The 24,671-nt window shown below is 60.0% G+C and carries 21 protein-coding genes; 13 read left to right on the top strand and 8 right to left on the bottom strand.

Annotated elements, in window-relative coordinates; translation table 11 throughout:
- Window positions 1-2: 2 nt before the first annotated feature.
- On the top strand, window positions 3-521 hold the full coding sequence (locus ACI514_RS28825) for a DUF3299 domain-containing protein (RefSeq protein ID WP_095122223.1): 519 nt from the start codon (window positions 3-5) through the stop codon (window positions 519-521).
- Between the two features lie 222 nt (window positions 522-743).
- Window positions 744-1,442 carry an OmpW family protein gene (locus ACI514_RS28820; protein ID WP_007910962.1) on the top strand — a complete coding sequence of 233 codons (699 nt, stop codon included), beginning with the start codon at window positions 744-746 and terminating at the stop codon, window positions 1,440-1,442.
- Between the two features lie 366 nt (window positions 1,443-1,808).
- Here ACI514_RS28820 and ACI514_RS28815 read toward each other — a convergent pair whose 3' ends face one another.
- From ACI514_RS28815 to ACI514_RS28805, 3 genes are all read right to left on the bottom strand, one after another.
- On the bottom strand, window positions 1,809-2,741 hold the full coding sequence (locus tag ACI514_RS28815) for an NAD-dependent epimerase/dehydratase family protein (RefSeq protein WP_160059602.1): 933 nt from the start codon (window positions 2,739-2,741) through the stop codon (window positions 1,809-1,811).
- The gene (locus ACI514_RS28810; RefSeq protein ID WP_160059603.1) at window positions 2,734-3,618 is read right to left on the bottom strand and encodes a sugar nucleotide-binding protein; all 885 of its coding nucleotides are present in this window, start codon (window positions 3,616-3,618) and stop codon (window positions 2,734-2,736) included. The genes ACI514_RS28815 and ACI514_RS28810 overlap by 8 nt, the downstream gene beginning before the upstream one ends.
- Before the next feature lie 244 nt (window positions 3,619-3,862).
- The gene (locus ACI514_RS28805) at window positions 3,863-4,810 is read right to left on the bottom strand and encodes an IS110 family transposase (RefSeq protein ID WP_405122027.1); all 948 of its coding nucleotides are present in this window, start codon (window positions 4,808-4,810) and stop codon (window positions 3,863-3,865) included.
- Between the two features lie 291 nt (window positions 4,811-5,101).
- On the opposite strand from ACI514_RS28805, the gene ACI514_RS28800 reads away from it, so the two are divergent.
- Window positions 5,102-9,388 (top strand): DEAD/DEAH box helicase, encoded by a 4,287-nt coding sequence (locus tag ACI514_RS28800; RefSeq protein ID WP_405122786.1) that lies wholly within the window; start codon window positions 5,102-5,104, stop codon window positions 9,386-9,388.
- A 92-nt stretch (window positions 9,389-9,480) separates the two neighbouring features.
- Here the strand turns inward: ACI514_RS28800 and ACI514_RS28795 are convergent, their stop codons facing one another.
- Together ACI514_RS28795 and ACI514_RS28790 are read right to left on the bottom strand one after the other, a co-directional pair.
- On the bottom strand, window positions 9,481-10,422 hold the full coding sequence (locus ACI514_RS28795; RefSeq protein WP_405124250.1) for an IS110 family transposase: 942 nt from the start codon (window positions 10,420-10,422) through the stop codon (window positions 9,481-9,483).
- A 256-nt stretch (window positions 10,423-10,678) separates the two neighbouring features.
- Window positions 10,679-12,775 (bottom strand): mechanosensitive ion channel family protein, encoded by a 2,097-nt coding sequence (locus tag ACI514_RS28790; RefSeq protein ID WP_160059605.1) that lies wholly within the window; start codon window positions 12,773-12,775, stop codon window positions 10,679-10,681.
- A gap of 454 nt (window positions 12,776-13,229) precedes the next feature.
- Between ACI514_RS28790 and ACI514_RS28785 the strand changes: the two genes are divergently transcribed.
- The 4 genes from ACI514_RS28785 to ACI514_RS28770 are packed head-to-tail and all read left to right on the top strand — an operon-like array spanning window position 13,230 to window position 17,204.
- Window positions 13,230-14,156, top strand: a complete 927-nt coding sequence (locus ACI514_RS28785) for a DUF72 domain-containing protein (RefSeq protein ID WP_160059606.1) — start codon at window positions 13,230-13,232, stop codon at window positions 14,154-14,156.
- On the top strand, window positions 14,153-14,950 hold the full coding sequence (locus ACI514_RS28780; protein ID WP_160059607.1) for an endonuclease/exonuclease/phosphatase family protein: 798 nt from the start codon (window positions 14,153-14,155) through the stop codon (window positions 14,948-14,950). Before ACI514_RS28785 ends, ACI514_RS28780 begins: the two co-directional genes overlap by 4 nt.
- The gene (gene clsB, locus ACI514_RS28775; RefSeq protein WP_160059608.1) at window positions 14,947-16,221 is read left to right on the top strand and encodes a cardiolipin synthase ClsB; all 1,275 of its coding nucleotides are present in this window, start codon (window positions 14,947-14,949) and stop codon (window positions 16,219-16,221) included. Before ACI514_RS28780 ends, clsB begins: the two co-directional genes overlap by 4 nt.
- Window positions 16,218-17,204 carry a lysylphosphatidylglycerol synthase domain-containing protein gene (locus ACI514_RS28770; RefSeq protein WP_405122785.1) on the top strand — a complete coding sequence of 329 codons (987 nt, stop codon included), beginning with the start codon at window positions 16,218-16,220 and terminating at the stop codon, window positions 17,202-17,204. Before clsB ends, ACI514_RS28770 begins: the two co-directional genes overlap by 4 nt.
- 114 nt (window positions 17,205-17,318) lie before the next feature.
- On the opposite strand, the gene ACI514_RS28765 is transcribed toward ACI514_RS28770, so the two are convergent.
- The 3 genes from ACI514_RS28765 to ACI514_RS28755 form a co-directional block, all read right to left on the bottom strand.
- On the bottom strand, window positions 17,319-18,077 hold the full coding sequence (locus tag ACI514_RS28765) for a S9 family peptidase (RefSeq protein WP_016983578.1): 759 nt from the start codon (window positions 18,075-18,077) through the stop codon (window positions 17,319-17,321).
- Window positions 18,067-19,176 (bottom strand): DUF3182 family protein, encoded by a 1,110-nt coding sequence (locus ACI514_RS28760; RefSeq protein WP_160059610.1) that lies wholly within the window; start codon window positions 19,174-19,176, stop codon window positions 18,067-18,069. Before ACI514_RS28760 ends, ACI514_RS28765 begins: the two co-directional genes overlap by 11 nt.
- Before the next feature lie 282 nt (window positions 19,177-19,458).
- Window positions 19,459-20,460 (bottom strand): GlxA family transcriptional regulator, encoded by a 1,002-nt coding sequence (locus tag ACI514_RS28755; protein WP_405122784.1) that lies wholly within the window; start codon window positions 20,458-20,460, stop codon window positions 19,459-19,461.
- 101 nt (window positions 20,461-20,561) lie between these two features.
- On the opposite strand from ACI514_RS28755, the gene ACI514_RS28750 reads away from it, so the two are divergent.
- The 6 genes from ACI514_RS28750 (at window position 20,562) to ACI514_RS28725 (ending at window position 24,671) form a co-directional block, all read left to right on the top strand.
- A complete protein-coding gene (locus tag ACI514_RS28750) occupies window positions 20,562-21,116 on the top strand; it encodes a cysteine hydrolase family protein (RefSeq protein WP_160059612.1) in 555 nt (184 codons plus the stop codon).
- A 145-nt stretch (window positions 21,117-21,261) separates the two neighbouring features.
- Entirely contained in the window at window positions 21,262-21,930 is a 669-nt protein-coding gene (locus ACI514_RS28745) for a YjfI family protein (RefSeq protein WP_102901728.1), read from the top strand.
- A gap of 17 nt (window positions 21,931-21,947) precedes the next feature.
- On the top strand, window positions 21,948-22,646 hold the full coding sequence (locus tag ACI514_RS28740; protein ID WP_038362095.1) for a PspA/IM30 family protein: 699 nt from the start codon (window positions 21,948-21,950) through the stop codon (window positions 22,644-22,646).
- Between the two features lie 214 nt (window positions 22,647-22,860).
- Window positions 22,861-23,511 carry a DUF2491 family protein gene (locus tag ACI514_RS28735; protein ID WP_160059613.1) on the top strand — a complete coding sequence of 217 codons (651 nt, stop codon included), beginning with the start codon at window positions 22,861-22,863 and terminating at the stop codon, window positions 23,509-23,511.
- Window positions 23,512-23,526: 15 nt separating this feature from the next.
- Complete coding sequence (locus ACI514_RS28730) at window positions 23,527-23,952, top strand: DUF350 domain-containing protein (protein ID WP_160059614.1); 426 nt, start codon at window positions 23,527-23,529, stop codon at window positions 23,950-23,952.
- A gap of 17 nt (window positions 23,953-23,969) precedes the next feature.
- Entirely contained in the window at window positions 23,970-24,671 is a 702-nt protein-coding gene (locus ACI514_RS28725) for a DUF1190 domain-containing protein (RefSeq protein ID WP_405122783.1), read from the top strand.

Genomic DNA, 24,671 nt, shown 5'->3' with positions numbered 1-24,671 from the left:
CCATGCCCCGCGCTGCACTCGCGCTGCTGTTGTTGATCGCCCTGCCCGTGTGGGCAGCGGCGCCGAAAGACCTGACGTGGTCGGAAATGATCCCGCCGGACGCCGCGCCGGAAGTGCCGAACATGACCCCGCTGCATGACATGTCGAAGATGAGCGACGCGCTCTCCGCTGAATCCGCGCCTGCGGCGAAGCAGGACCTGCCGAATGCGCCGGTGGTGAAGGCACTCGACGGTCAGAATATTCGTTTGCCGGGCTACATCGTGCCGCTGGAAGTCAATGAAGAGGGGCGTACCACCGACTTCTTGCTGGTGCCGTATTTCGGCGCGTGCATCCATGTGCCGCCTCCGCCGTCGAACCAGATCGTGCATGTGAAAAGCGAGTTGGGCGTGAAGCTTGATGAGCTGTATCAACCGTACTGGGTCGAGGGGCCGTTGCAGGTCAAAGCATCGAGCAGCGAACTGGCGGATGCCGGGTATCAGATGGATGCCGACAAGATTTATGTGTATGAGCTGCCGGAGTGAATCCGGCGGTTTTGTGCTGCTTGATCCATCGTCTTCGCGAGCAGGCTCGCTCCCACAGGTGATCACATTCCAGGGTGGGAGCGAGCTTGCTCGCGAAGGGGCCCGCAAAGGTTCCGCAAAAGTCTGCCCCTTCACTGTTTCATTGAGCTGAGTCAAAAGACCGTATCAGTTGGCTTCGTACCATAGGACATCGAACATTTTTAACGTCCTTTCGGAGCCCCAATGAACAAGTCCTTGCTCAGCGCTTCGCTGTTTGCCCTCGCGCTCGCAGCCCCGCTCGCCCATGCCCACGAAGCCGGTGACATCCTCATTCGTGCCGGTGCGATCACCGTCAACCCGAAGGCCGACAGCTCCAGCGTCAAGGTCGATCAGGGCCCGTTGAGCGGCACCAATCTGGGCGGCAAGGCGACCATGAGCAGCGACACCCAACTGGGTCTGAACTTCGCCTACATGCTCACTGATCACGTCGGCCTCGAACTGCTCGCGGCAACGCCGTTCGAGCATGACGTCAAGCTCAAAGGCACTGCCCTGCCAGCGGCCAATGGCAAGCTCGGCACCCTGAAACACTTGCCGCCAACTCTCAGCGTTGTGTACTACCCGCTGGATTCGAAGTCGCCGTTCCAGCCGTATGTCGGTGGCGGTATCAACTACACCTGGATCTATGACGAACACGTCGGCAGCGAAGCCAGCGCCAACGGTTTCAGCAACTTCAAGGCGAAAAACTCCTGGGGTCTGGCTTGGCAGGTCGGTGCTGACTACATGCTGACCGACAACATCATGCTCAACGCCCAAGTGCGTTACATCGACATCGACACCCGCGCCACCGTCGAGAACAACGCCGTTGCACCAGGCACTCGCGCACGGGTCAACGTCGATGTGGATCCGTTCATCTACATGGTTGGCTTGGGCTATAAGTTCTAAGTCGAGTTATCGAACGTTCACGTGGTGGTGAATGAGGCTTGGTGGCGAGCAGGCATAGAACTGACGGCGACCGTACGCAGTTGATCGGGGGATAACATTCCCTCGCCACAGGAGTAGCGACATATTCCGGCCGTGAAAAAGGCGCCTGTCAAAGGGCGCCTTTTTCATGTCCGCTGGAAACCTGTGGCGTGAGTTGAATCTCCCCCCTCACCCCAGCCCTCTCCCTCAGGGAGAGGGGGAAAGGGAGCCGATTTGTGTGCTTTTCAAATACGAGTTCGACTCGATATTTCAGGTCGGTGCATTTCTCACAAACGCTACAGTCAGTCCCCTCTCCCTCTGGGAGAGGGCTAGGGTGAGGGGCTCTTTTCAGGAGCGCCCCAACAACCGCGCCAACCCCACACTCATCGGTGTCTGCTGCGGCAGCTTGAAGCGCTCCAGCAAACGAGCGTTGTTCGCCCGCGAATGCCGGATGTCACCGGAGCGCGCCGGGCCGTAGCTGACGGGCGGCAGTTCGCCGACCACCGCTTGCAATGCTTCAAGCATTTGCTTGAGGCTCATCGCCTGATTCCAGCCGACGTTCACCGGGCCGACTTCCACCTCAGGCTTTTCGATCGCCTGCACCAGCAGATCTACCAGATCCTCGACGTACAGGAAATCACGCGTCTGCTCACCATCACCGAACACCGTAATTGGCAGACCTTTCTGCGCGCGTTCGCTGAAGATGCTGATCACCCCGGAGTACGGCGAGGACGGATCCTGGCGCGGGCCGAAGATGTTGAAGAAGCGGAAAATCACCGGCTCCAGGCCATGCTGGCGGCGATAGAAGTCGAAATAGTGTTCGCCCGCCAGTTTGTCCGAGGCGTAAGGCGTCAGCGGGGCTTTGGGCGTGTCCTCATCTATCGACTCGCCCTCACCATTGTTCCCGTACACCGCTGCGCTTGAGGCATACACCACACGCTTGACCCCGGCCAGACGCATGGCTTCGCAGACGTTCAGCGTGCCGATGAAATTGCTCTGGTGAGTTTTCACCGGATCATCCACCGAGGCCTGCACCGAAGCCACGGCTGCCAGGTGAGCGACCGCACTGCAGCCTTGCATCGCCTTGGCCACCAGCGCCGCATCAGCGACGTCACCAACAATCAGTTCAACCTGTGGATTGTCCAGCGGCAGGTTGCTGCGTTTACCCGTCGACAAGTCGTCGAGGATGCGCACCGAATGCCCCTTGGCGAGCAAGGCATCGGTCAGGTGCGAGCCAATGAAGCCGGCTCCGCCGGTGATTAAAACAGTCCCTTCAGCCATGACGGTAGAACCTATCCAGTAAGCCCGGGAGTGCGGCACGCCAGGCGCGCGGCTTGATCCCGAAAGTGTGCAGAATTTTCTTGCAGGCCAGCACCGCGTGTTGCGGCTCTTCGGCAGCGTCCGGCCGCGCGGCGTGAGCCTGAGCGGTCGGCGCTTCGATCGCCAGCGCATGCAGGCTTCGTGCTTCAGTGAGAATCGCCTGGCCCAGTGCCAGCGGTGTGGTCGCTTCGTGGCCGGCGTAGTGGTAAGTGCCCCACAGCGGCGCGGCGCAATCGAGTTGCTTGAGTACCGAAATGATCACTCGCGCGGCATCATCGACTGGTGTGGGGTTGCCACGACGGTCATCGGCCAGGAGCAATTCCTCAGGTTGTTCGGCCCGTGCGAGGAAGCGCCCGAGCGTGCCATCGGGACTGTCATCGAGCAGCCAGCCGAACCGCAGCAGGACATGCTGCGGGCAAGTGGCGCGAACGCTTTGTTCGATGCGCCACAACGCCTGACCGCGCAGGCCGAGGGGCACCGGTTCGTCTTTTTCGCTGTACGCCGTGGCACGCGAACCATCGAACACCCGATAACTGGAGGGCTGGACGAGGACGATATTGTGGTGCTGGCACAGTTCGGCCAGACGCTCGATCGCCCGCTCCTGCCCGGCCATGCGGCTTTCGCTGACGGTTTCGGCCTGGAACCAGTCGAAATAGTAGGCGAGGTTGATCAACGCATCGGGACGGGTGTCGTCGAGCAGTTGCGTCAGGCTCGCGGCATCCCAGCCGTGTTCGGGCGGGCGGGGGGCGAGGAAACCGATGTCTTCCTCCGCACCGAGGCGAATCAGCGCCTGCCCAAGGGCATTTCCGCCGCCCAGTAACATAAGGCGCATTCGCATAGAGTCAGCAGGCCCAGTCTGATTGGAACGATGGCTTTAGCGACGGATCTCGTGGAACCGTCGTCGATAATTACCGGAATCGTTGCATTTTGCGGGTTTAGTGCGCAACCGTCATCCGTAAAGTGCAGATCGCCGGGATTTGTGTCGTCCCGACCGGCCCCTTCGCGAGCAGGCTCGCTCCCACATGGGATTTTGCGGTGCACAAAAATCCACTGTGGGAGATTCTATGGTTCATGCCTAGCCCCTAAACGGCTTTAGGTGAGTATTCGCTCTGGTTTTTCAACAGAGCAAATACCACCCGCGCAAGCTTGCGGGCTAGTGCAACCAGTGCTTGGGTAGTGCTCAGTCCGCGCTCTCTCAAAGCCTCATAAAATCCTTTCCACGCCGAGGTTCGGCTCGCCGCCATTGCAGCGTTGTGCAGCAACCGACGCGCCTCTGAGTCGCCTCGTTTGGTCAGGCAGCGACGGCCTTTCTTTTTGCCTGAGTCAGATATGCGCAGATCCAGGCCTAGAAAGGCGATGAAAGCGTCGGCATTCTTGAAGTCCCCACGCTGAAAGGATGCGAGCAAGCGGGCACCGGTCAACGTACCGATGCCTTCTACCTTCATGCAACGCTTGAGCTGAGCACCTAAATCGGCTTCGTCTATCTGCGTCAGGATCGTTTTCTCCAGCAGGATTTCCAGTCTTTGCATGGCGTTTATCTGATTTTTGAAAGCGGTTTTGAGCAACGGCTCATTCTCCCAGCTCTGCTTGAGGCTGACACGAGCCTGGACCAGAGCCGCACGGCGCCGGAAAAGACTGATGAGCCGGCAATACAAGGGCGACGGCGGTGTCCAAGGGCGTAAGTGGTCCCCTTCGTTTGTGAGATAACGGGCCAGTAATCGGGCATCCAGCGCATCAGTCTTCGCGCGAACGTTCACGCCTTTGCGGTAATGGCTGAGCTCATAACCGCCAACCATATAGATCACGCACCCATCGGCATGCGCCAGATCAGCAAATTCCTGGTGATAGATATTGGTGGCTTCGATGGCGATTGCCACTGGCTTGGCTACAGTTTTGAGCCATTTTTTGATTGCTGCTTTGGTGTTAGAGATTGTCTCGAGATGATCTGATTCGGCGCAATAAATCACCAGTTCATCCTTGGCGACATCAACCCCGATGATCGACTGAGTAGTAGCGACGGGCATTGCCATGAGAAATCCTCCGGGCTAAGGTTTGAACACTTGAAGGGTTCACCCAGAGGCGCAGGCTTGTTCCTATCGTCGGTCTAGGCCAGATGCATTCTTTATCGGCGCTTGGGTGAAAGGAGGAGGGTGAAATCTCCCACGGTCTGTACTGCGCTAACAGTCAGAATCGAGCCTTGTCCCTCCTCCTCCCTTCAAGTCCTACCATACAAGCGAGCCTGCTCGCGAAGAGGTCCGGCCAGACGCTGAAGATCTCAGCGGTACTTGCATCTTCTCCCCAGCGCCCGCATAACTTAAGCCATGAATCTGCCCATCCCCACGGACGCGGCCCTGGCAGGCTTTCACCCCGCCGTCAGCGCCTGGTTCAGCAAAACCTTCCCGACGGTCACCGCCGCCCAGGCCCGCGCATGGCCATTGATCCGCCAGCGCCGCTCGACGCTGATCGCCGCTCCCACCGGCTCGGGCAAAACCCTCACCGCGTTTCTCGCTGTGCTCGACGACCTCGTGCACCGTGGCCTGGAAAATCCCGACGGCCTGCCCGATGAAACGCTGGTGGTCTATGTCTCGCCACTGAAGGCGCTGTCCAACGACATCCGCATCAACCTGCAAAACCCGCTGGCCGGAATTACCGGGCAACTACGGCAGATGAATCTGCCCGAACTGGAAATCACCACCGCCGTGCGCACCGGTGACACCCCGCAGAAAGAACGCGCGGCCATGCGCAAGTCGGCGCCGCACATTCTGGTGACCACGCCGGAATCACTCTATGTGCTGCTCGGATCCGAATCCGGGCGAAAAATGCTCGGCACCACGCGCACGGTGATCATCGATGAAATCCACGCGATGGCCGCCGGCAAGCGCGGCAGTCATCTGGCGCTGAGCCTTGAGCGCCTGCAAGCGCTGTGCGCCGAACCGCTGACCCGCATCGGCCTCTCCGCCACCCAGAAACCGGTTGAAGCCGTAGCGCAATTCCTCGTCGGCCATGATCGCCCCTGCGAAATCATCGACATCGGCCACGCCCGGCCACGGGATCTTGGCATCGAAGTGCCGCCCGTGCCGTTGTCGGCCGTCATGGCCAATGATGTCTGGGAATTGGTCTACGACCGCCTCGCCGAACTGGCCCGTGAGCACCGCACCACGCTGATTTTCGTCAACACCCGGCGACTGGCCGAGCGCCTCAGCCGGCACCTCAGCGAACGCCTCGGCAAGCACGCGGTGGCGGCGCACCACGGCAGTCTGGCCAAGGAGTTTCGCCTCGACGCCGAACAACGCCTCAAGCGCGGCGAGCTACAGGTGTTGATCGCCACCGCCTCGCTGGAATTGGGCATCGACATCGGCGAAGTCGATCTGGTCTGTCAGATCGCTTCACCGCGCTCCATTGCCGGATTTTTGCAACGGGTCGGTCGTTCCGGTCACCAGGTGGGCGGCACGCCCAAGGGTCGCCTGTTTGCCACCACCCGCGACGACCTGATCGAATGCACCGCCCTGCTCGACAGCGTGCGCCGCGGCGAACTCGATACCCTGCACATCCCGGTCGCGCCGCTGGACGTGCTGGCGCAGCAGATCATCGCCGAAGTCAGCTGTCAGGAATGGTCGGAGGACGCCTTGCTGGCGATGTTCCGCCAAGCCTCGCCCTACCGCGATCTCGACGAAAAACACTATCAAGCGCTGCTGAGCATGCTCGCCGAAGGCTACAACGGTCGCCAAGGCATCCGCAGCGCCTACCTGCACCGCGACGCCGTCAGCCGCACCTTGCGTGGCCGCCGTGGTGCGAAACTCGCTGCCGTGACCAGCGGCGGCACCATCCCCGACAACGCCGATTACAGCGTGATGCTTGAGCCGCAAGGCTTGAACATCGGCAGCGTCAACGAAGACTTCGCGGTGGAAAGCATTGCCGGCGATGTGTTTCAGCTCGGCAATACCTCCTACCGCATCCTGCGCGTGGAAACCGGCAAGGTGCGCGTCGAAGATGCCCACGGCCAGCCGCCGACCATTCCATTCTGGCTCGGCGAAGCACCGGGGCGCAGCGATGAACTGTCGGCTGCCGTGGCGCGTCTGCAAGCGCAGCTCGACGAACTGCTCGGCGCCAGCCCCGGCGACCTGCAACCGGCGCTCGACTGGCTGATCGACACCCTCGGCCTCAACCGCGCCAGCGCCGAACAACTGGTCGAATACCTCGCCCGTGCCCGGCAAACTCTCGGCGCCCTGCCCTCGCAGGACACGCTGCTGATGGAGCGGTTTTTCGACGAGTCCGGCGGCACGCAATTGATCATCCATTCGCCGTTCGGCAGCCGCATCAACCGCGCCTGGGGTCTGGCCTTGCGCAAGCGGTTCTGCCGCACCTTCAACTTCGAATTGCAGGCTGCCGCCAGCGAGGACGCCATCGTGCTGTCCCTGTCCACCAGCCACAGTTTTGAACTCGATGACATCTGGCGTTACCTGCACAGCAACAGTGCCGAACACATTTTGATCCAAGCGGTGCTCGATGCGCCGCTGTTCGGCGTGCGCTGGCGCTGGAATGCCGGGGTGGCGCTGGCGTTGCCGCGTTTTACCGGTGGGCGCAAAGTTGCGCCGCAGTTGCAGCGGATGAAAAGCGAAGACCTGATTGCCAGCGTGTTTCCCGATCAGATTGCCTGCCTGGAGAACCTCGCCGGTGAACGCGAAATTCCCGAGCACCCGTTGATCGAGCAGACACTGGACGATTGCCTGCATGAGGCGATGGACAGCGAAGGCTGGCTCAATCTGCTGCGGCGAATGGAGCGTGGCGAGGTGCGTTTGATCAGCCGTGATTTACCGGCGCCCTCACCGCTCGCGGCAGAAATTCTCAGTGCGCGGCCGTACACCTTCCTCGACGATGCTCCGCTGGAAGAGCGTCGCACCCAAGCGGTGATCAACCGGCGCTGGAGCGATCCGCAATCGACCGATGATCTCGGTGCACTGGATGCCGACGCGATTGCCGCCGTGCGCGAAGAAGCCTGGCCGACGCCGAATGCTGTGGATGAAATGCATGAGGCGCTGATGAGCCTGGCGTGCATCAGCGAGGCTGAAGTGCAAGCGAACGAAGGCTGGCGTGCATGGCTGGAAACCTTGGCGAGCAGCGGGCGCGCCTGCCGTTTGCAGATCGACGCCGAGCATTGCTTGTGGCTGCCTCGCGAACGCCTGACTTGCCTGCAAGCACTTTATCCACAGGCTAGATTGCAACCCGAACTGGAGGCGTTACCGGGATTTGATGAAACCTGGACATTCGATGAGGCGGTGATCGAAGTGCTCCGCGCCCGTCTCGGTGCCTTCGGCCCGTTACCCATAACCGCAATTGCCGAACCTCTTGCGCTGCCAACCACTCAAGTAGCTCAAGCCCTCGCTCAACTGGAACGCGAAGGTTACGTGCTGCGTGGTCAGTTCACGCCCGGATTGGGGGTAGAAGAATGGTGCGAACGGCACCTGCTCGCGCGTATTCATCGCTACACGGTCAAGCGCCTGCGCCGGGAAATCGAACCGGTAGCGCTGCAGGATTTCATGCGTTTCCTGTTCGACTGGCAGCATCTGTCGCCCGCGACGCGCGGTCAGGGCAGTGCCGTGTTGCCGGCAATTGTCGGCCAGTTCGAAGGCTACGCAGCGGCCGCTTCGGCGTGGGACAGCGACATTCTCCCGGCGCGTTTGAAGGACTATTCGCCGAGCTGGCTGGATGAGTTGTGCCGCAACGGCAAACTGGTGTGGACGCGCCTCAGTGCCCGGCAGAAAGTCAGCGGCACGGCGTTGCGCAGCACGCCGATTGTATTGCTGCCGCGCAGTCAGGTCGGCTTATGGAGTGCGCTGGCGGAACAGACGCCGGTGAATGAACTGTCGCCGAAAACCCATAAGGTCTTTGAGGCCTTGAGCCAGCACGGCGCGTTGTTTTTCGATGAGCTGATCCATGAAGCGCACCTGCTGCGCACCGAACTGGAAATCGCCTTACAGGAACTGGTCGGCGCCGGCCTGGTGAACGCTGACAGCTTCGCCGGCCTGCGCGCGCTGATTACCCCGGCGAGCAAGCGCCAGCAGCACAGCAGTCGGCGTGGGCGTGGGGCGTTTATCGGTGGGATGGATGATGCCGGGCGCTGGGCCTTGCTGCGGCGCGGGGCGGCTGTGGATAACAACGAAACCCTTGAACATGTCGCGATGACACTGTTGCGGCGTTACGGCGTGGTGTTCTGGCGTTTGCTGGAGCGTGAGGCGGACTGGTTGCCGAGTTGGCGCGAGTTGCTGCGCACGTTTCATCGGCTGGAAGCGCGCGGCGAGATTCGCGGCGGGCGGTTTGTCAGTGGTTTGGCGGGGGAACAGTTCGCCTTGCCCGAGGCGATTCCGTTGTTGCGCGAAGTTCGACGGCGACCGCATGACGGCAGTCTGGTCGCGGTGTGCGGGGTAGATCCGCTGAACCTGGCCGGGACGTTGTTGCCGGGGGTAAAAGTGCCGGCGTTGGTGAGTAATCGGTTGGTGTATCGCGATGGTTTGCCGGCGGCGGCGGAGATTGCCGGCAAGACGCAGTTCTGGCTGGAGCTGGATCCGATCGCTATGGAGCAGGTGCGCGGCAAATTGATCCGGCATTGAGGGTGTTTGCGCTGAAGTCTTCGCGAGCAGGCTCGCTCCCACAGTTTGATCGCGTTCCCCCTGTGGGAGATTCTATGGTTGAGGGGAAGCCCTCAACTGACTTTTGTCTGATATTCGCTTTGCCCTTTCAGCAAGGCGAATACCACCCGAGCAAGTTTGCGAGCCAGCATCACCAACGCCTGCGTGGTGCTGAAACCCCGTGCTCTTTGGGCTTCGTAAAACCCTTTCCAGGCTATCGTACGGCTAGCCGACATCGCTGCGTTGTGCAAAAGTCGGCGGGCCTCGGGGTCTCCGCGCTTGGTCAAGCTGCGGCGACCGTCCTTTTGCCCTGATTTCGATACCCGTAAATCCATGCCCAGGAAGGCGATAAACGCATCCGCGTTGCTAAATTCCCCCCGCTGAAACGCCGTGAGCAGGCGCGCTCCGGTCAGAAATCCAATGCCCTCAACTTTCAGGCAACGCTTCAATTGGCAGAGCAAACCGGCTTGTTTGAGCTGATCGTTGATCGTCTTTTCGATCATCGTTTCAAGCCGCTGCATGGATTTTATTTGTTCAGCAAAAGCTGCCTTCAACAGCGGCTCATTCGACCAGCTCTGCACCAGACCGACCCTTGCCTGGACCAAAGCCGCGCGGCGGCGGAAAAGGCTCAGGAGCTGGCGGTACAGCGGTGATGGCGGGGTCCAGGGGCGCAACTCCTCGGCTTCGTTCTTCAGGTAACGGGCCAGCAGCTTGGCGTCCAAGGCGTCGGTTTTGGCGCGGATCTTCACGCCTTCGCGGTAATGTTTGAGTTCATAGCCACCCACCATGTAAATCGTGCAACCGGCCGCATAGGCCAAATCAGCGAATTCCAGGTGGTAGATGTTGGTTGCCTCAATGGCAATAGACACGGGGCCGAGCAAGGCCTTCAGCCACTGCTTGATGGATGTTTTGGTGTTGGGAATCGCTTCAAGCAGATCGCTATCGGCCTGATAAATCACCAGTTCATTTTTGGCGACATCCACGCCAACGATCGGATTTGATAGAGCGACTGGCATTGCCACAGGATTTCCTCCGGGATAAGGTTTGAGCACTTGAAGGGCTCACCCAGAGGCGCAGGCTTGTTCCTATCGTCGGTCTAGCCAGATGCATTCTTTATCGGCGCTTGGGTGAAAGGAGGAGGGGCGAAATCTCCCACGGTCTGTGCTGCGTCAACAGCCAGAATCGAGCCTTGTCCCTCCTCCTCCCTTCAAGTCCTACCATACAAGCGAGCCTGCTCGCGAAAGGGCCAGACCTCCCGCCACAATCCGGCAGTTAAGTCCGCGATTCCTGCGGCAACTCGCTCGCCACCACAGCCCCCTCTTGCTGCGACCGCTTCGGCAACAAAACCTGCTGTGGATAAGTCTGCGCGAAATGCACGGTCGCGGTGTTATCCACAAGCTTCTTCAAACGCTGGTTGAACGCCCGGCTCACCGCATACTGCCCGCCCGACACCGTACGGAATTGCGCCGTCAGCACCACGCCGTTCAAATCCATTTTGTCCACGCCAAACACATCCAGCGGCCCTTGCAGGTTGTACTTGAGGAACGGGTCTTCGCGGATCGAATCGCCGGTCTCGCGGATCAACTCGATGGCCTTATCCACGTCCGTGTCGTAGGTGAACTGCACCGAGAAAAACGCAAAGGCAAACTGCCGCGATTGGTTGGTCACTGCTTTGATCTGACCAAACGGCACCGAGTGCACAAAGCCCTTGCCGTCACGCAGACGCAGGGTGCGAATGGTCAGCCCTTCGACGGTGCCGGCATGGCCCGAATCGAGCACCACCCAATCGCCAATCGATAGGGTGTCTTCAATGATGATGAACAGCCCGGTGATCACGTCCTGCACCAGTTGCTGCGAACCGAAACCGATGGCCAGACCGACCACTCCGGCACCGGCCAGCAGCGGCGCCACATTGATCCCCAGATTGGCCATGGTGGTGATTGCGCAGATCACCACAAGGATGATTTTGATCGCGTTGCGCAGCAGCGGCAGGATGGTTTTCACCCGCGTACTCGGCTGGCGCGCCGCGCGTTTGCTGAGCGGCGGTTTCAGTGCTTCCTGAATCGCCGTGTCGAGTACCACCCACAGTAACCACGTCACCAGGAAGATCAGACCGATGCTGCTCAGCGCGTTGCTGATCGCCCGGCCGACCGTACTGCTCTGGGCAAAATCGAGCAGCGACACGCCCCAGATCCGCCCGAGAATATCGATGAAGGCGATAGCGATGACGATCCGCAGCAAGGCATGCAAGAGGCTGAGAAAACGTTCCTTGTAGGCGCTGCTGCGCTGGATCGCTTCGGCTTTTCGTGACTTGAACAAGTGCTGCAGGATCGTGCTGAGGAATACCGTGCCGATTAACAAAACCGTGGTGAACAACGCGCAACGCAGGGCCTTCTGATTGTCCTCGCCGATGCCGATCAGATTGACCGCCGAGACCAGCACCATCAACACGATTGGCCAATACCACAGCCCCGAGAAAATCCGCAGCGACTCCTGCAACGAGGGTTGTTTCAGCCGCTGACTCAGTGAACGATTGCGGATCAGATGCGCCACCGGACGACGAAGGCGAATCACCAGCAAACCAAAAATTATCGAGGCGATCAGCCCGGTGAACACCGCGATACTGCTGGTGATGTTACCGCCCAGTTGACGGGCGATCTGCGGGCTGGTCAGCGCATCGCTGAGGGCGGCGAGGAAACCGATCAGAAACAGTGGTCGAGGACAGTAATTGCGGATGATCCGCGCCGCCGGACGTTTATGGCCGACGTTGAACATCACCACCACGCACAACAACATCGAGGTGGAAAAGATGCCGCTGCTGGTGGCGTAGGCCAGACACAGCGCCAGCGCGCGTCCCACGGAGGCTTGCAGAAAATGGCTGACATATAACGTCAGCGGTAGGCAGATCAGCGCCGGCACGGTGTACGGCAGCAAGTAACCAATCAGGTCCTGACTGCGCTGGCGGGTACGCAACCAGCGGCCCTCGCGCAGGCGTTTGGTCAACAGGCTGCCGAGCACGGTGAGCAGCGCGAAACTGCCGAGCCAAGTGCCGGACAAAGAGAGGAAATCCCCAGCGACGCTCCAGCCCGAGCGATTCGACGGTTGATTGACCAGTTTGTCGACTTCATCGGCGGCGCGATCGGCGCGCAGGCGCCAGGCGTCGACCAAGTGTTCGTTGAGATCGAGTTTGTCTTGTACATCATCGATGCTCGAACTGATCGCACCGAGCAGCCCGCCCTGCACAATCGGTTCGGGTTTGGCCGCTTCTTCGGTGGCGGCCGGGACGCCCGGTAGCGCGGCGGCGTCGATTTCACTGGCGCCGAGAAACAGCAGTGCTCCCAGCAGAATGGCGATCCTGAACTTGACCAAAACTCCGATCTCCCTTGGCTGAACCTGTAAGGAACTGATCGGTAATTGCACAGCAAGTTCAAGAGCACCCTCACCCCAGCCCTCTCCCAGAGGGAGAGGGAGCCGACCGAGTTGCCTTCGAAAAGTACATCGACCTGCAAGTTCGGAGTCGAACTCAAACCCTGAAGATCAGCTCCCCTCCCCCTCGCCCTCTCCCTGCGTGAGAGGGAGCTGACCGAGTTGCCTGCGAGAAGTACACCGACTTGCAAGTCCTGAGTCGAACTCAAATCCTAAGAACCCTGAAGATCAGCTCCCTTCCCCCTCGCCCCCTTTGGGGGAGAGGGTTGGGGTGAGGGGGAGCGCTTTTGATCTTCGCCTTGGACGTGACCGTCCGTAATACCGTCGAAACTTTCCCGCCCCGCCCGCAGTCATCAAAAGATACCGGCAACACGAGGACTTTCGACGGGAGGGCGGCATGGCAACGATTCACATCGGTATTTCCGGCTGGCGCTACGCACCGTGGCGCGGGGACTTCTACCCCAAGGGACTGGCGCAGAAACGCGAATTGCAGTTCGCGTCGCGAGCGGTCAACAGCATCGAAATCAATGGATCGTTTTACGCCCTGCAACGGCCCGAACGTTACGCGCAGTGGTACGCCGAAACACCCGATGACTTCGTCTTCAGCGTCAAGGCGCCGCGCTTCATCACCCACATCCGTCGCTTGCGCGAGATCGAAAAACCACTGGCGAATTTCTTCGCTTCGGGAATTCTGGAACTCAAGGAAAAGCTCGGGCCGATCCTGTGGCAGTTCCCGCCGAACTTCAAATTCGAGCCTGAGCGCTTCGAACACTTCCTCGCATTATTGCCCCACGACACCGAAGCCGCCGCCACCCTCGCCCATCAACACGATTCGCACCTGCACGGCCACGCCAGCATGAAAGCCTGGCGCAAAAAGCCGCTGCGCCATGCCGTGGAAATCCGCAACGAGACTTTCATCGATCCGGAGTTCGTACGCTTGTTGAAACGCCACAACACCGCGCTGGTGATCGCCGACACCGCAGACAAATGGCCGTACCGCGAAGACCTCACCAGCGACTTTGTCTACTTGCGCCTGCACGGTGCCGAAGAGCTGTACGCCAGTGGCTACACAGCACCGGCACTCAAACGCTGGGCCGAGCGCATTGACGCTTGGCACCACGGCGAGCAACCGAAAGATGCGAACCTGATCGCCCCCCGACTGAAGCCGCGCGCGCGCAAATCCCGAGAGGTGTTCTGCTATTTCGACAACGACATCAAAGTCCGCGCGCCGTATGACGCGCGCGAACTGCTACATCGTTTCGACCTGGATAAAGACCTCGCCACCACCCCCGGTGAACCTGTTGCCGAAGGGGTACTGCCATGAGCATTCCAGAACCGGTCGGTTTCACCGATGAGGGCTCCGTGGTCGCGCCGTCAGTGCGCACGTTTACCGTGCTTACGGTGAATACCCACAAGGGTTTCACCGCGCTCAACCGGCGTTTCATCCTGCCGGAACTGCGCGAGGCGGTGCGCAGCGTCGCCGCCGATGTGGTGTTTCTGCAGGAAGTCCACGGTACCCACGAACAGCATCCCAAGCGCTACAACAATTGGCCGACGATGCCGCAGTACGAATTCCTCGCCGACAGCCTCTGGCCACAATTCGCCTATGGGCGCAACGCGGTGTACCCGGAGGGCGATCACGGCAACGCGCTGCTGTCGAAATTCCAGATCATCCGTCACGACAATCTCGACGTGTCGATCAGTGGCCACGAGAACCGTGGCCTGTTGCATTGCGTGCTGCGTCTGCCCGGTGACGGCACCGAGGTGCATGCGATCTGCGTGCACCTGGGCCTGCGTGAAAGTCATCGCAACGCCCAGTTGGACTTGCTCATGCAACGCTTGGCGGAACTGCCTGACGACACACCGGTGATCGTCGCCGGTGATTTCAATGACTGGCGCCAGCGCGCCGATGCCCAACTCAAGCCCTGTGGCCTGCGCGAAGTATTTGCCGAGCATCAGGGCAAACCGGCGCGCAGTTTCCCGGCGCGCCTGCCGACACTGCGACTCGACCGTATTTACGTGCGCAACCTCAAGGCCAGCCGGCCGAAAGTCCTGGCGAACCGGCCTTGGTCGCACCTTTCCGACCACGTTCCTTTATCGGTAGAGATAGAACTATGAGCAGCGCGCCGCTGGAGAAGTCCGCCGTGGAACCGGTAACCATCAACCCGCCGATACGCGAGCCCGGCCAGGTTGATGTCGAGTACAGCTGGCAGGGCAATAATCGCGTTGAGTTGCTGGAGAACGGCGAGGAGTATTTCCCGCGAGTGTTCGAGGCGATGCGCGCGGCGAAGAGTGAAATCCTCCTCGAGACCTTTATCGTTTTCGAAGACAAGGTCGGCGCCGAGTTGCAGGAGATTCTGATCGACGCCGCGCGACGAGGCGTGCGTACCACCGTCAGCCTCGACGGCTTTGGTTGCGGCGAGTTGACCACCGCTTATCTCACCGCGCTGAGTGAAGCCGGTGTGCATCTGCAAATCTTCGATCCGGCACCGAAACACCTGGGCATCCGCACCAATTGGTTTCGCCGTTTGCATCGCAAGATCGTGGTGGTCGACGGCCTGATCGCGTTTATTGGCGGGATCAACTTTTCTGGCGATCACCTCGCTGATTTCGGCCCTGAAGCTAAACAGGATTACTCAGTGGAAGTTCAGGGCCCGGTCGTCGCTGACATCCACCATTTTGCCCTACTGCAAAGTGGTCGTCCCGGACGCGCACGCTTCTGGTGGCAACGTCGGCGCCAGCGCCGCGCGGAGATGGCTTTCGAAGACCACGACGGCCAGGTGCGTCTGGTATTCCGCGATAACGACCAGCACCACTCCGATATTGAAGATGTGTATTTGCAGGTACTTCGCCGTGCCAAACGCCGGGTCGTGATCGCCAACGCCTACTTCTTCCCCGGTTATCGCTTGCTGCGGGAAATCCGTAACGCGGCGCGGCGCGGGGTTGAGGTACGCCTGATTCTGCAAGGCCAGCCAGACATGCTGGTGGCCAAACTGGCGGCACGCATGACCTACGACTACCTGCTCAAGGCCGGGGTGCAGATTCACGAATATTGCCAGCGACCGCTGCACGGCAAAGTGGCGCTGGTCGACGAAGAGTGGAGCACCGTCGGTTCGAGCAATCTCGACCCGCTGAGCCTGTCGCTGAACCTGGAAGCCAACGTGCTGATCCGCGACCGCGCCTTTAATCAGCACTTGTTCGAGCGCCTCGAAGACCTCAGTCAAAACCATTGCAAAGCCATGGATGCCAGCAAGTCTCCGCGTGGACGCATCTGGCACATGACCGTGGGGTTTCTGGTGTTCCACTTTTTGCGGCATTTCCCGGCGATGGCCGGTTGGTTGCCAGCGCATAAACCCCGGCTCAAGCCATTTCGAGGTAACACGCCATGAGCCATTCCGAAGCGCAATCGAGCGGCCACTCGGCAACAGCGACTCACTCGAAATGGAGTCGCTGGAAGCGCCCGTTGACCCTGCTGTTTTTCCTCGCACTGATCGTGTTGCTGACGCTGTTCGCCACGCGCATCGAATGGGCCGAAGTGCTGCAAACCCTCGCCGACTTCAAGGTGCGCACGCTGATCATCGCCGCCAGCCTGACCCTGCTGAGCTTTCTCGTGTACGCCAGTTTCGACCTGATCGGCCGCACCTACATTCGTCAGGACCTGACCTGGAAACAGATTCTGCCGGTAGGAATCATCAGTTATGCGTTCAACCTCAATCTGAGTGCCTGGGTCGGCGGCATCGCCATGCGTTATCGGCTGTATTCGCGCCTTGGCGTGAGCAAAAGCAACATCGCCAAGATTCTCGGCTTGAGCCTGGCGACCAACTGGTTCGGCTACATGACCATTGCCGGCGTGGTGTTCAGCAGCGGATTGGTGACGATGCCGCCGGGCTGGAAAATCAGCAGCAGTGCGCTGCAAGGCATCGGCGTGTTGTTACTGCTGATCAGCGCCGGCTATCTGGCGGCGTGTCAGTTTTCCAAACGTCGCGAATGGTCGATTCGCGGGGTGGAAATCAATCTGCCGTCGCTGCGCATGGCGGTCCTGCAACTGCTGTTGGGGGCATTGAACTGGTCGCTGATGGCGGCGGTGATTTTCACCTTGTTGCCGAGCAAACTGGATTATCCGCTGGTGCTGGGGGTGCTGTTGATCAGTGCGATTGCAGGGGTCATTACACATATTCCGGCGGGGCTTGGGGTGTTGGAAGCGGTGTTTGTCGCGTTGCTGCAACACGAGGCTTCGCGCGGCAGTCTGGTAGCGGGGTTGCTGGCATATCGGGCGATTTATTTTCTGTTGCCGCTGTTGATTACGGTGGTGATGTATCTGGTGGTTGAAGCGAAGGCGAAGGCGCTGCGAATAGAGAAGAAACCTTCCTGAGGGAGTTGGTGAGTTTGAAAAAGCTATCGCGAGCAGGCTCACTCCTACAAGTGAACGCATTCCAAAATGTAGGAGTGAGCCTGCTCGCGATAGCGTTCGAACGAACAACAAAGCTCATGCTGATTGAATAATGCTCAACCGCTCACCCACGACCATCTCGGTAATCCAGTCCACCAGAATCGAGGTGTACGCCTGCTGCGACACCGGCTCGCTCAGCGCATGATCGGCGCCATCGATAATCCGGTGCGTCAGTGAATGCGTCTGCTGGCACGCCGCGCGGTAACTCATGATTGCCGCGTGGGGCACGTAATCGTCGGTTTCCGATTCGACCAGCAACACATCACCAGTGAATTGCGAACAGGCATGCAGCGCGCGGTTAGTGTCCGCGCGCACCAGCGTGCTGCGATAATCACGCAGATCAGCCTTGTCCAGCTCACGCTTGGGCGTGTGCCATTGCTCATCGCGATACAGTGCCGGCACGCGCAACGCCAGCCAGCGCACCGGGCGCAGCGAAGTCAGGATCGAAGCCAGATAACCGCCATAACTGGTGCCGACCACGGCGATCGCCGAGGTGTCGAGCGCCGGATGCGCGAGCAAGCGGTCATACGCCGCGAGCAGATCGCGCAGATTGTCTTCGCGAGTGACACGGGTCAGCGGAATTCCGGTACCGCCAGTGTGCCCGCGCAAGTCGAAGGTCAGGCACACACAGCCGAGACCGGCGATGCCTTTGGCGCGCTCAAGGTCGCGCTCCTGACTACCGCCCCAACCATGGACAAACAACACCCCCGGGACTTTCGATTTGGGACTGAGAAATGTCCCGCTCATCTGTTCATCATCAATGTCGATTTGAATGCTTTCGCTTCTAGCCGTCATAGGATTTGACCGTAACGTATTTGAGGAGAAATTCGCTGTTCTCAGCCGGGCCGCGATAGACCTCGATGGCATCCGCCGGCAACGGCTGATCGATGTAGGTTTCTACCGAAGACACACGGATCGCGCGCATCCCCGGATCGTTGACGAAGCTTTGCAACGCGGCAACTTCAGCACTGCTGGCACCGCCCATGCGCCAGGATTGTTCGAGTACGCCGCTGCGGGATTTGCCGTTGCTGTCCAGGCCCTGAGCGATATCGTAGTTACGCCGCGAAGCATAGAAGCGCGGATAGGCTTGATTGGCGGCCGCGTCGAAAACCTGCGCCTGCTCAATGGCCAGACGCACATCGTCGGGCAGGTCGAGCTTCAGCAGTTCGTCATAATTACCTTGCACCACCAGCAGATTCGAGCCGCCGTAGACCTCTTCACCGTGGGCATCCTTGGTCAAGTATTGATCACCGCAGTAGCTCAACACTCTGCCGCCGATGAATGACTGGCCGACGCTGTGGGTGACGACATCGCTCAGGTCCTGCTCCAGCACCACGCCTTCGCTGAACTGCTTTTCAATGTCAGGGCGGGCAAGGATTTCGTCGAAGGCATCCAGGCTTTTGATCACTTCCTGCCCGCGACCGGCGCAGGCGTGAACCGGTTTCAAACGAATCGGGCCGTTGTACAGCAAATGCTCGGCAGCCGGCCGCGCATCCTCCAGCGAGAACACGCTGAGCCCGTCGAGCACCACATTGCGCGTTCGCTCGGAAAATAATGGCGACCAGCCTTGCGGCGCCTGAGCCAGATGACTGCGCAAACCGTGGCTGATGGCTTTGGTGCAGATGAAATCGTGCTCGACAAAGCCACCCCACAAATCGTCGGGGCCTCTGATACCAAGTTGCTGAGCACTGGCAGTGCCAACAATGGTTTGCGTCGGTAGCAGATACAGATCACGGCCGCGATGTTTGTCCGGATCGTAACTGCCGCCGAATTTGCATCCGAGAATCTGCGCCAGCCATCGTGCCAGCGCCTTGTTGGTCTGTACCTCATGCTGCGGCGCATCAGGGCGCACCGAGTGAGCGACGACGATTTTCCTGCGGGGTGTCGGGGTCATGCGTCCCCCTTCCATCGGTTCGATGACTGTAGCGGTGAGAGGTGCAGAGATCAGGCCAACGGCCGGTCTACGAAAATCCTAGTCCAATCAGAAACTTACCAGAAACGTGCTGGCACCACGCCTGTTTCAATCTGCACGACCGCGCGCAAAACTCCGGCAAATTGCACGATCCCATAGTCCTATACAGTTCAATGTGGGAGCGAGCTTGCTCGCGAAGGCGCCGAGTCAGGCGACATCAAACTTACAGCCTCCACCGCTTTCGCGAGCAAGCTCGCTCCCACATTAGGTAATGGATGCTTTCGAGATTGGGGACACACCAAACCGCGCCCGATAATCACTCGGCGCCAGCCCGGTAATCTTCTTGAAGATCGCGCGAAACGCGCCCGGATCCTGATAGCCCACAGTCCACGCAATGTGATCGATCGTGCCATTGCTGAACTCAAGCATCTCGCGCGCCTTGCCCACCCGCAGATGCTGGCAGTACTCGGTCGGTTTCAACCCGCTCGCCGCGCGAAACCGCCGCAGAAAAGTGCGCTCCTCCAGGCCTGCCCGCTCGGCCATCGCCGTCAGCGAAACATCCGTCGCGCCGGTGCTTTGCAGCCAGTGCTGAACCTTGAGAATCGCCGCATCGCCATGACCGAGAATCGGCGCAAAGTTACTGCCGCACTCACTGGCGCTGTCACTGTGCTCTATCACCAGAAATCGCGCGGTGCCGGTGGCAATGCTCGGCCCGAGCAACCTGTCGACCAGACGTAATCCCAGCTCCGACCACGCCATCAGTCCGGCGGTGGTGATCAGGTCGCCGTCATCGACAATCGGTGTATCGGCCTTGAGCCTGATGTTCGGATATCGCTCGGCGAAAGTCTTGGCCGAGGTCCAGTGAGTGGTGGCGCTGCGGCCGTCGAGCAGACCGCTTTCAGCCAACATCAGCGAGCCTACGCAAACCCCACCCAGCGTCGCACCGCGGGCGTGTTGATCGCGTAACCATTGCATCAGGCTGGCCGGCGCTTGCGCCGCCGAGAACCCGCCGATCGATGGCGGAATCAGCACCGCCAGCAAAGCGCTGTCGTCCCCTGGATGGCTGGCGTAAATCCGCGTTGGCGGCTGATCACCTTCGACCTGCCAGTGACTGACCCGCAGCACCGGCAACTGCGCGGCCTGATGCTCAGCGGCAATCCGGTTGGCCACCGCAAACAAATCCGTCAGACCATGCACCGCCGCCATTTGCGCGCCGGGATAGATCAGCACGCCCAATTCAGCGATGGCGGCCCTTTCTGCGCCCATTGTCAGTTTTCCCCTGTCTATTGTCGGTGCGGCCAATCCTCGAAGCGCTGGCCAGGGCCAATACTGAAGCCACTTCCAGCCAACACATCGAGGACACACCAATGGCCAAGCAAGCGCTCATCGTAGTCGATATCCAGAACGACTACTTCCCTCAAGGCAAGTGGCCGCTGGCCGGTGCTGATGCCGCCGCCGACAACGCCGCCCGGCTGATCGCCGCGTTCCGCGAGGCCGGCGATTCTGTAATACACATTCGCCACGAATTCACCTCAGCCGACGCGCCGTTTTTCACCCCAGGTTCCGAAGGCGCCAAGCTGCATCCGAAAGTGCTCAATCGCGCTGATGAACCGGTGGTGCTCAAACACTTCGTCAACTCGTTCCGCGAAACCGAACTGCAAGCAATCCTCGACGAACAAGGCATCAAGGAACTGGTAGTGGTCGGCAGCATGAGCCACATGTGCGTTGACGGCATTACCCGTGCCGCAGCGGATCTGGGTTATGCCGTCACAGTGATTCACGATGCCTGCGCCAGCCGCGACCTGGAGTTCAATGGCCTGACGGTGCCGGCCGCCCATGTTCACGCTGCTTTCATGTCGGCACTCGGTTTCGCCTACGCCAGCGTGGTGTCCACTGACCAATTCCTCTCCTCCCAGCGCTAAGCAATATTCTGCAAAAACACCGGGCCCGCCTTGCAGCGGGTCTTTTTTCGTCTGTCATAAAAATCTCACGCGTGAGCCATTGATGGCACTTTGAATTGGTTGTAGTGTGGCTCACGCGTGAGATGTTCATAACCGAGCCACTGCCATGAAAAGCCGTTCCCCCACCGCGAAATCAGAGAGCCCCAAGGGAGAGCGTGCGAAAGCGTCCACGAAAAAACCGTCGAGCTTCTATATGAAGCAGATGCGCGCGGGCCTGGCCGCTGCCGGTTATGTGAAACACGAAACTTGGGTGCTTCCCGAAAACCGAAGCTTGCTCAAGCAAATGGAGCAACAGCTACGCCAACCGATTCTGGCTGGCTCTTTCATGTCGGAGAATTACATGAGCGCAGGCAACAACTGGACCATCGATAGCCTCTTCAACGCCCTCAAGGCCCTGGACGAGGTGGCTTCGCAAGAAATCACACTGTCGCTGATCCAGAGCTCCGAACCCAGCATCAAGCTGGAAATGAACGAATTCGGCGGTCTGCCGATTCACATCGCCCTGGCCGGCCAGCAGATCATCGTCGACACCGTGCTGGTGGACATCGATTCGATCTCGGACGTAGCGGCCTTCAACGACGCCGTGTTGCGCAGCCGGGAAATGTTCCCGCTGTCGTCGATCGGTATCGAGTCGATGCCGAACGGGCAGACCGTTTACAACATGTTTGGCGCCCTCAGCGCCGACTCGAGCCTGACCAACGTCGTTACCGAGGTGAAAACCCTGGTCGACAACGTGCAGCGCGCGAGCGAAGCCTTCGAACACTTCTTCAAGTAATCAACAGGGAATATCCAATGACTCAGTCCATCTGGAGCAAGTTGTTCACCGCACTGCGCGGCGGCGCCAATGAAGTCGGCGAAGCGATCGCTGACCAACAGGCCCTGCGCATCCTCGACCAGGAAATTCGCGATGCCGACAGCGCGCTGTCGAACGCCCGTCGCGAACTGGTCACCATCATGGCCAAGCACAAACTGGCCGCTGACCGCGTGAGCGAGTACGACGCCAAGATCAAGGATCTGGAAGCCAAAGCGGTCTCGGCGCTGAACGCCGGCCGTGAAGACCTCGCGCTGGAAGTGGCCGAAGCGATTTCGACCCTGACCAACGAGCTGGATGTTGAGAAAAAGCAGAGCGACGAATTCGGCACCTACGCCGAAAACATGCGCAAAGACATCAGCAAGGCCGAGTCGCGGATCAAGAGCCTGCGCCAGCAAGTGGACATGGCCAAGGCCCGCGAAAGCGTGCAGAAAGCCCAGGTCAGCGCGTCCATCGCCAGCGGTGGCGCCAATGGCAAACTGGAAACCGCCGTCGGTACGTTGAACCGTCTGCAAGCCAAGCAGCAGCAACGCGCGGCTGAACTGAGCGCTGCCGACGAACTGGCCGACGCTTCGACCGGCAACGATCTGGAACGCAAACTGCGCGACGCCGGCATCACGCCGAACGAAGGCAGTGCCAATGCGATTCTTGAGCGCCTGAAGCAAAAGTCCGCTCAGTAATCACTGCGGAAAAAAAACTGTGGGAGCGAGCTTGCTCGCGAAAGCGTCGTATCAGTCGACATCAATGTTGGCTGACACGCCCTCTTCGCGAGCAAGCTCGCTCCCACAGGGTTTATGGCGTGGAAATCGCTATCCTCGTTCGCCGCTCAGCCCGGTACACTAGCCACGCTTTTTTCGCCGACGAACACCTCCACCCGCTTCAAGGAACGTACCCATGGGATGGTTTAAAGACTTGCTGGGCACCAGCAACTGGCAGACCGCTGCGCCAACACCGACCGTTGCCAGTGGCCCACTCGGCATGGCGCAAGGCAAGGCTGTCAGGTTCGATACGACGCTGGCGCTGTTGCTCGACGGTTCGACCACGGTGCGCGTGCCCTTTGATCAGGCGATCTGGAGCCACGGCTGGGTAGACCTCGGCCAGTCCAATAAACTGCACCGCTATTACATGAATGACGAGGACTTCTGGCTGCAGATCCACGTCACCGGTGACGACCAGATCGAATCGGTCACCCTGTTCAACTACCTCAGTTACGTGACGGTCAACAGTGACGCCGAACTGCACCGCCTGGCCGGCCCCAACAGCTCGATCGGTCTGCCGACCTACACCCACGAAGGTGTCGAATACACCCGCGAGTGGGGCACTGAACAAGGCCAGACAGAACTCGTGCCGATGACCGAACAAGTGGTCAATCCGGACGAGAGCTACACCATCGAACACCACTCCATGCTTTATGCGCGCGAGACCGGCCTGACCGATCGCCGCGAATTGCTGCTGTTCTCCGTCGAACAAGATGAAGAAGGCACCGTCAGCCTGAGCACCTCGCTGGGCATTTCGCTGTACACGACAGATCTGAGCACCATTTAAAAAAGGAAGTTTTACATGCTGGAAGTGCTGGCCGTTTCCCTGAACAAAACCGCGCTGGTCGGTTTCGTCGTCTACCTCATCGGCGCCGTACTGCTGTTCATGCTGTTTCAATTCGTCTACACGCGCATCACGCCGCACAAGGAATTCGAGCTGATTCGCTCCGGCAACGTTGCCGCTGCCATCGCCCTGGCCGGCGCGCTCATCGGCTTCGCGATTCCGGCCAGTAACGTGATCGCGTTTTCGGTCAACGTCCTCGACTTCGTACTGTGGGCGGTGATTGCCGCCGTCGTGCAACTGCTGGCGTTTCTTGCCACGGGTCTGGTGCTCAAAGGCACCTCCCAGCGTATCGCCAACGGTGAAATCGCCTCCGGCATCTACGTCGCGGCGGTCGCGATCAGCGTCGGCATGCTCAACGCGGCGTGCATGACACCGTCTAACTGATCGGCAGGAAGCCTTCGATGAAACGCAGCAAATACGTTCAGCTGTCCCTCGCGGCCTCGGTGGCGATGGCCATTTCCGGCCAGGTGACAGCCGCGGATCAACCGCGCAATTTCCAGAGTCTGGAACAGTGTGTCGACGCCGAAGTGGCTGCCGATGTCTGCTCCAACGCCTACGTCGCCGCCCTGACCGAACACCGGCGCATCGCCCCGGCTTACGACGACAAGGCCAAGTGCGACGCGGACTTCGCCGCCGACTGGTGTCAGAAGAACTCCGACGGCCGCTTCGTGCCGAAACTCGGCGGCTTCAAAGTGCCTGCGAACGGTGAGCCGGCGCAGAACCTCGGCGCCATCGCCGATGCCCAAATGCCCGCCGGTGACGCGACAGCGCAGCATGTGCAAAGCACTTCGCACGTTTCCAGTGGCAGTGGCGGTGGTGGAAATGGCTGGCTAACCGGCTGGCTGATCGGCAACGCGATGAGCAACAACGCCGAACGCACGGTTTACCGCGATCGCGAAACGCGCCAGCCATACAACACCTCGACGCAGTACCGCAGAGCCGAAACCACGACGCGCAGCCAAACGGATTACGAGAGCAGCAAAAGCAAACCGGTCAACGTGGCTTCTTCGACGTCACGCGGCGGCTTCGGCAGCCAGTCCAGCGCCCGTAGCGGTTGGGGTGGCTGGGGCAGCAGTCCTGGTTCTGGTCGTTCGAGCAGTTGA

The organism is Pseudomonas sp. M20, from assembly GCF_045037865.1.
In the GTDB taxonomy this organism is placed as follows: domain Bacteria; phylum Pseudomonadota; class Gammaproteobacteria; order Pseudomonadales; family Pseudomonadaceae; genus Aquipseudomonas.
The sequence above is the reverse complement of the archived record's forward strand: the minus strand, read 5'-3'. Positions and strand labels throughout refer to the sequence as shown.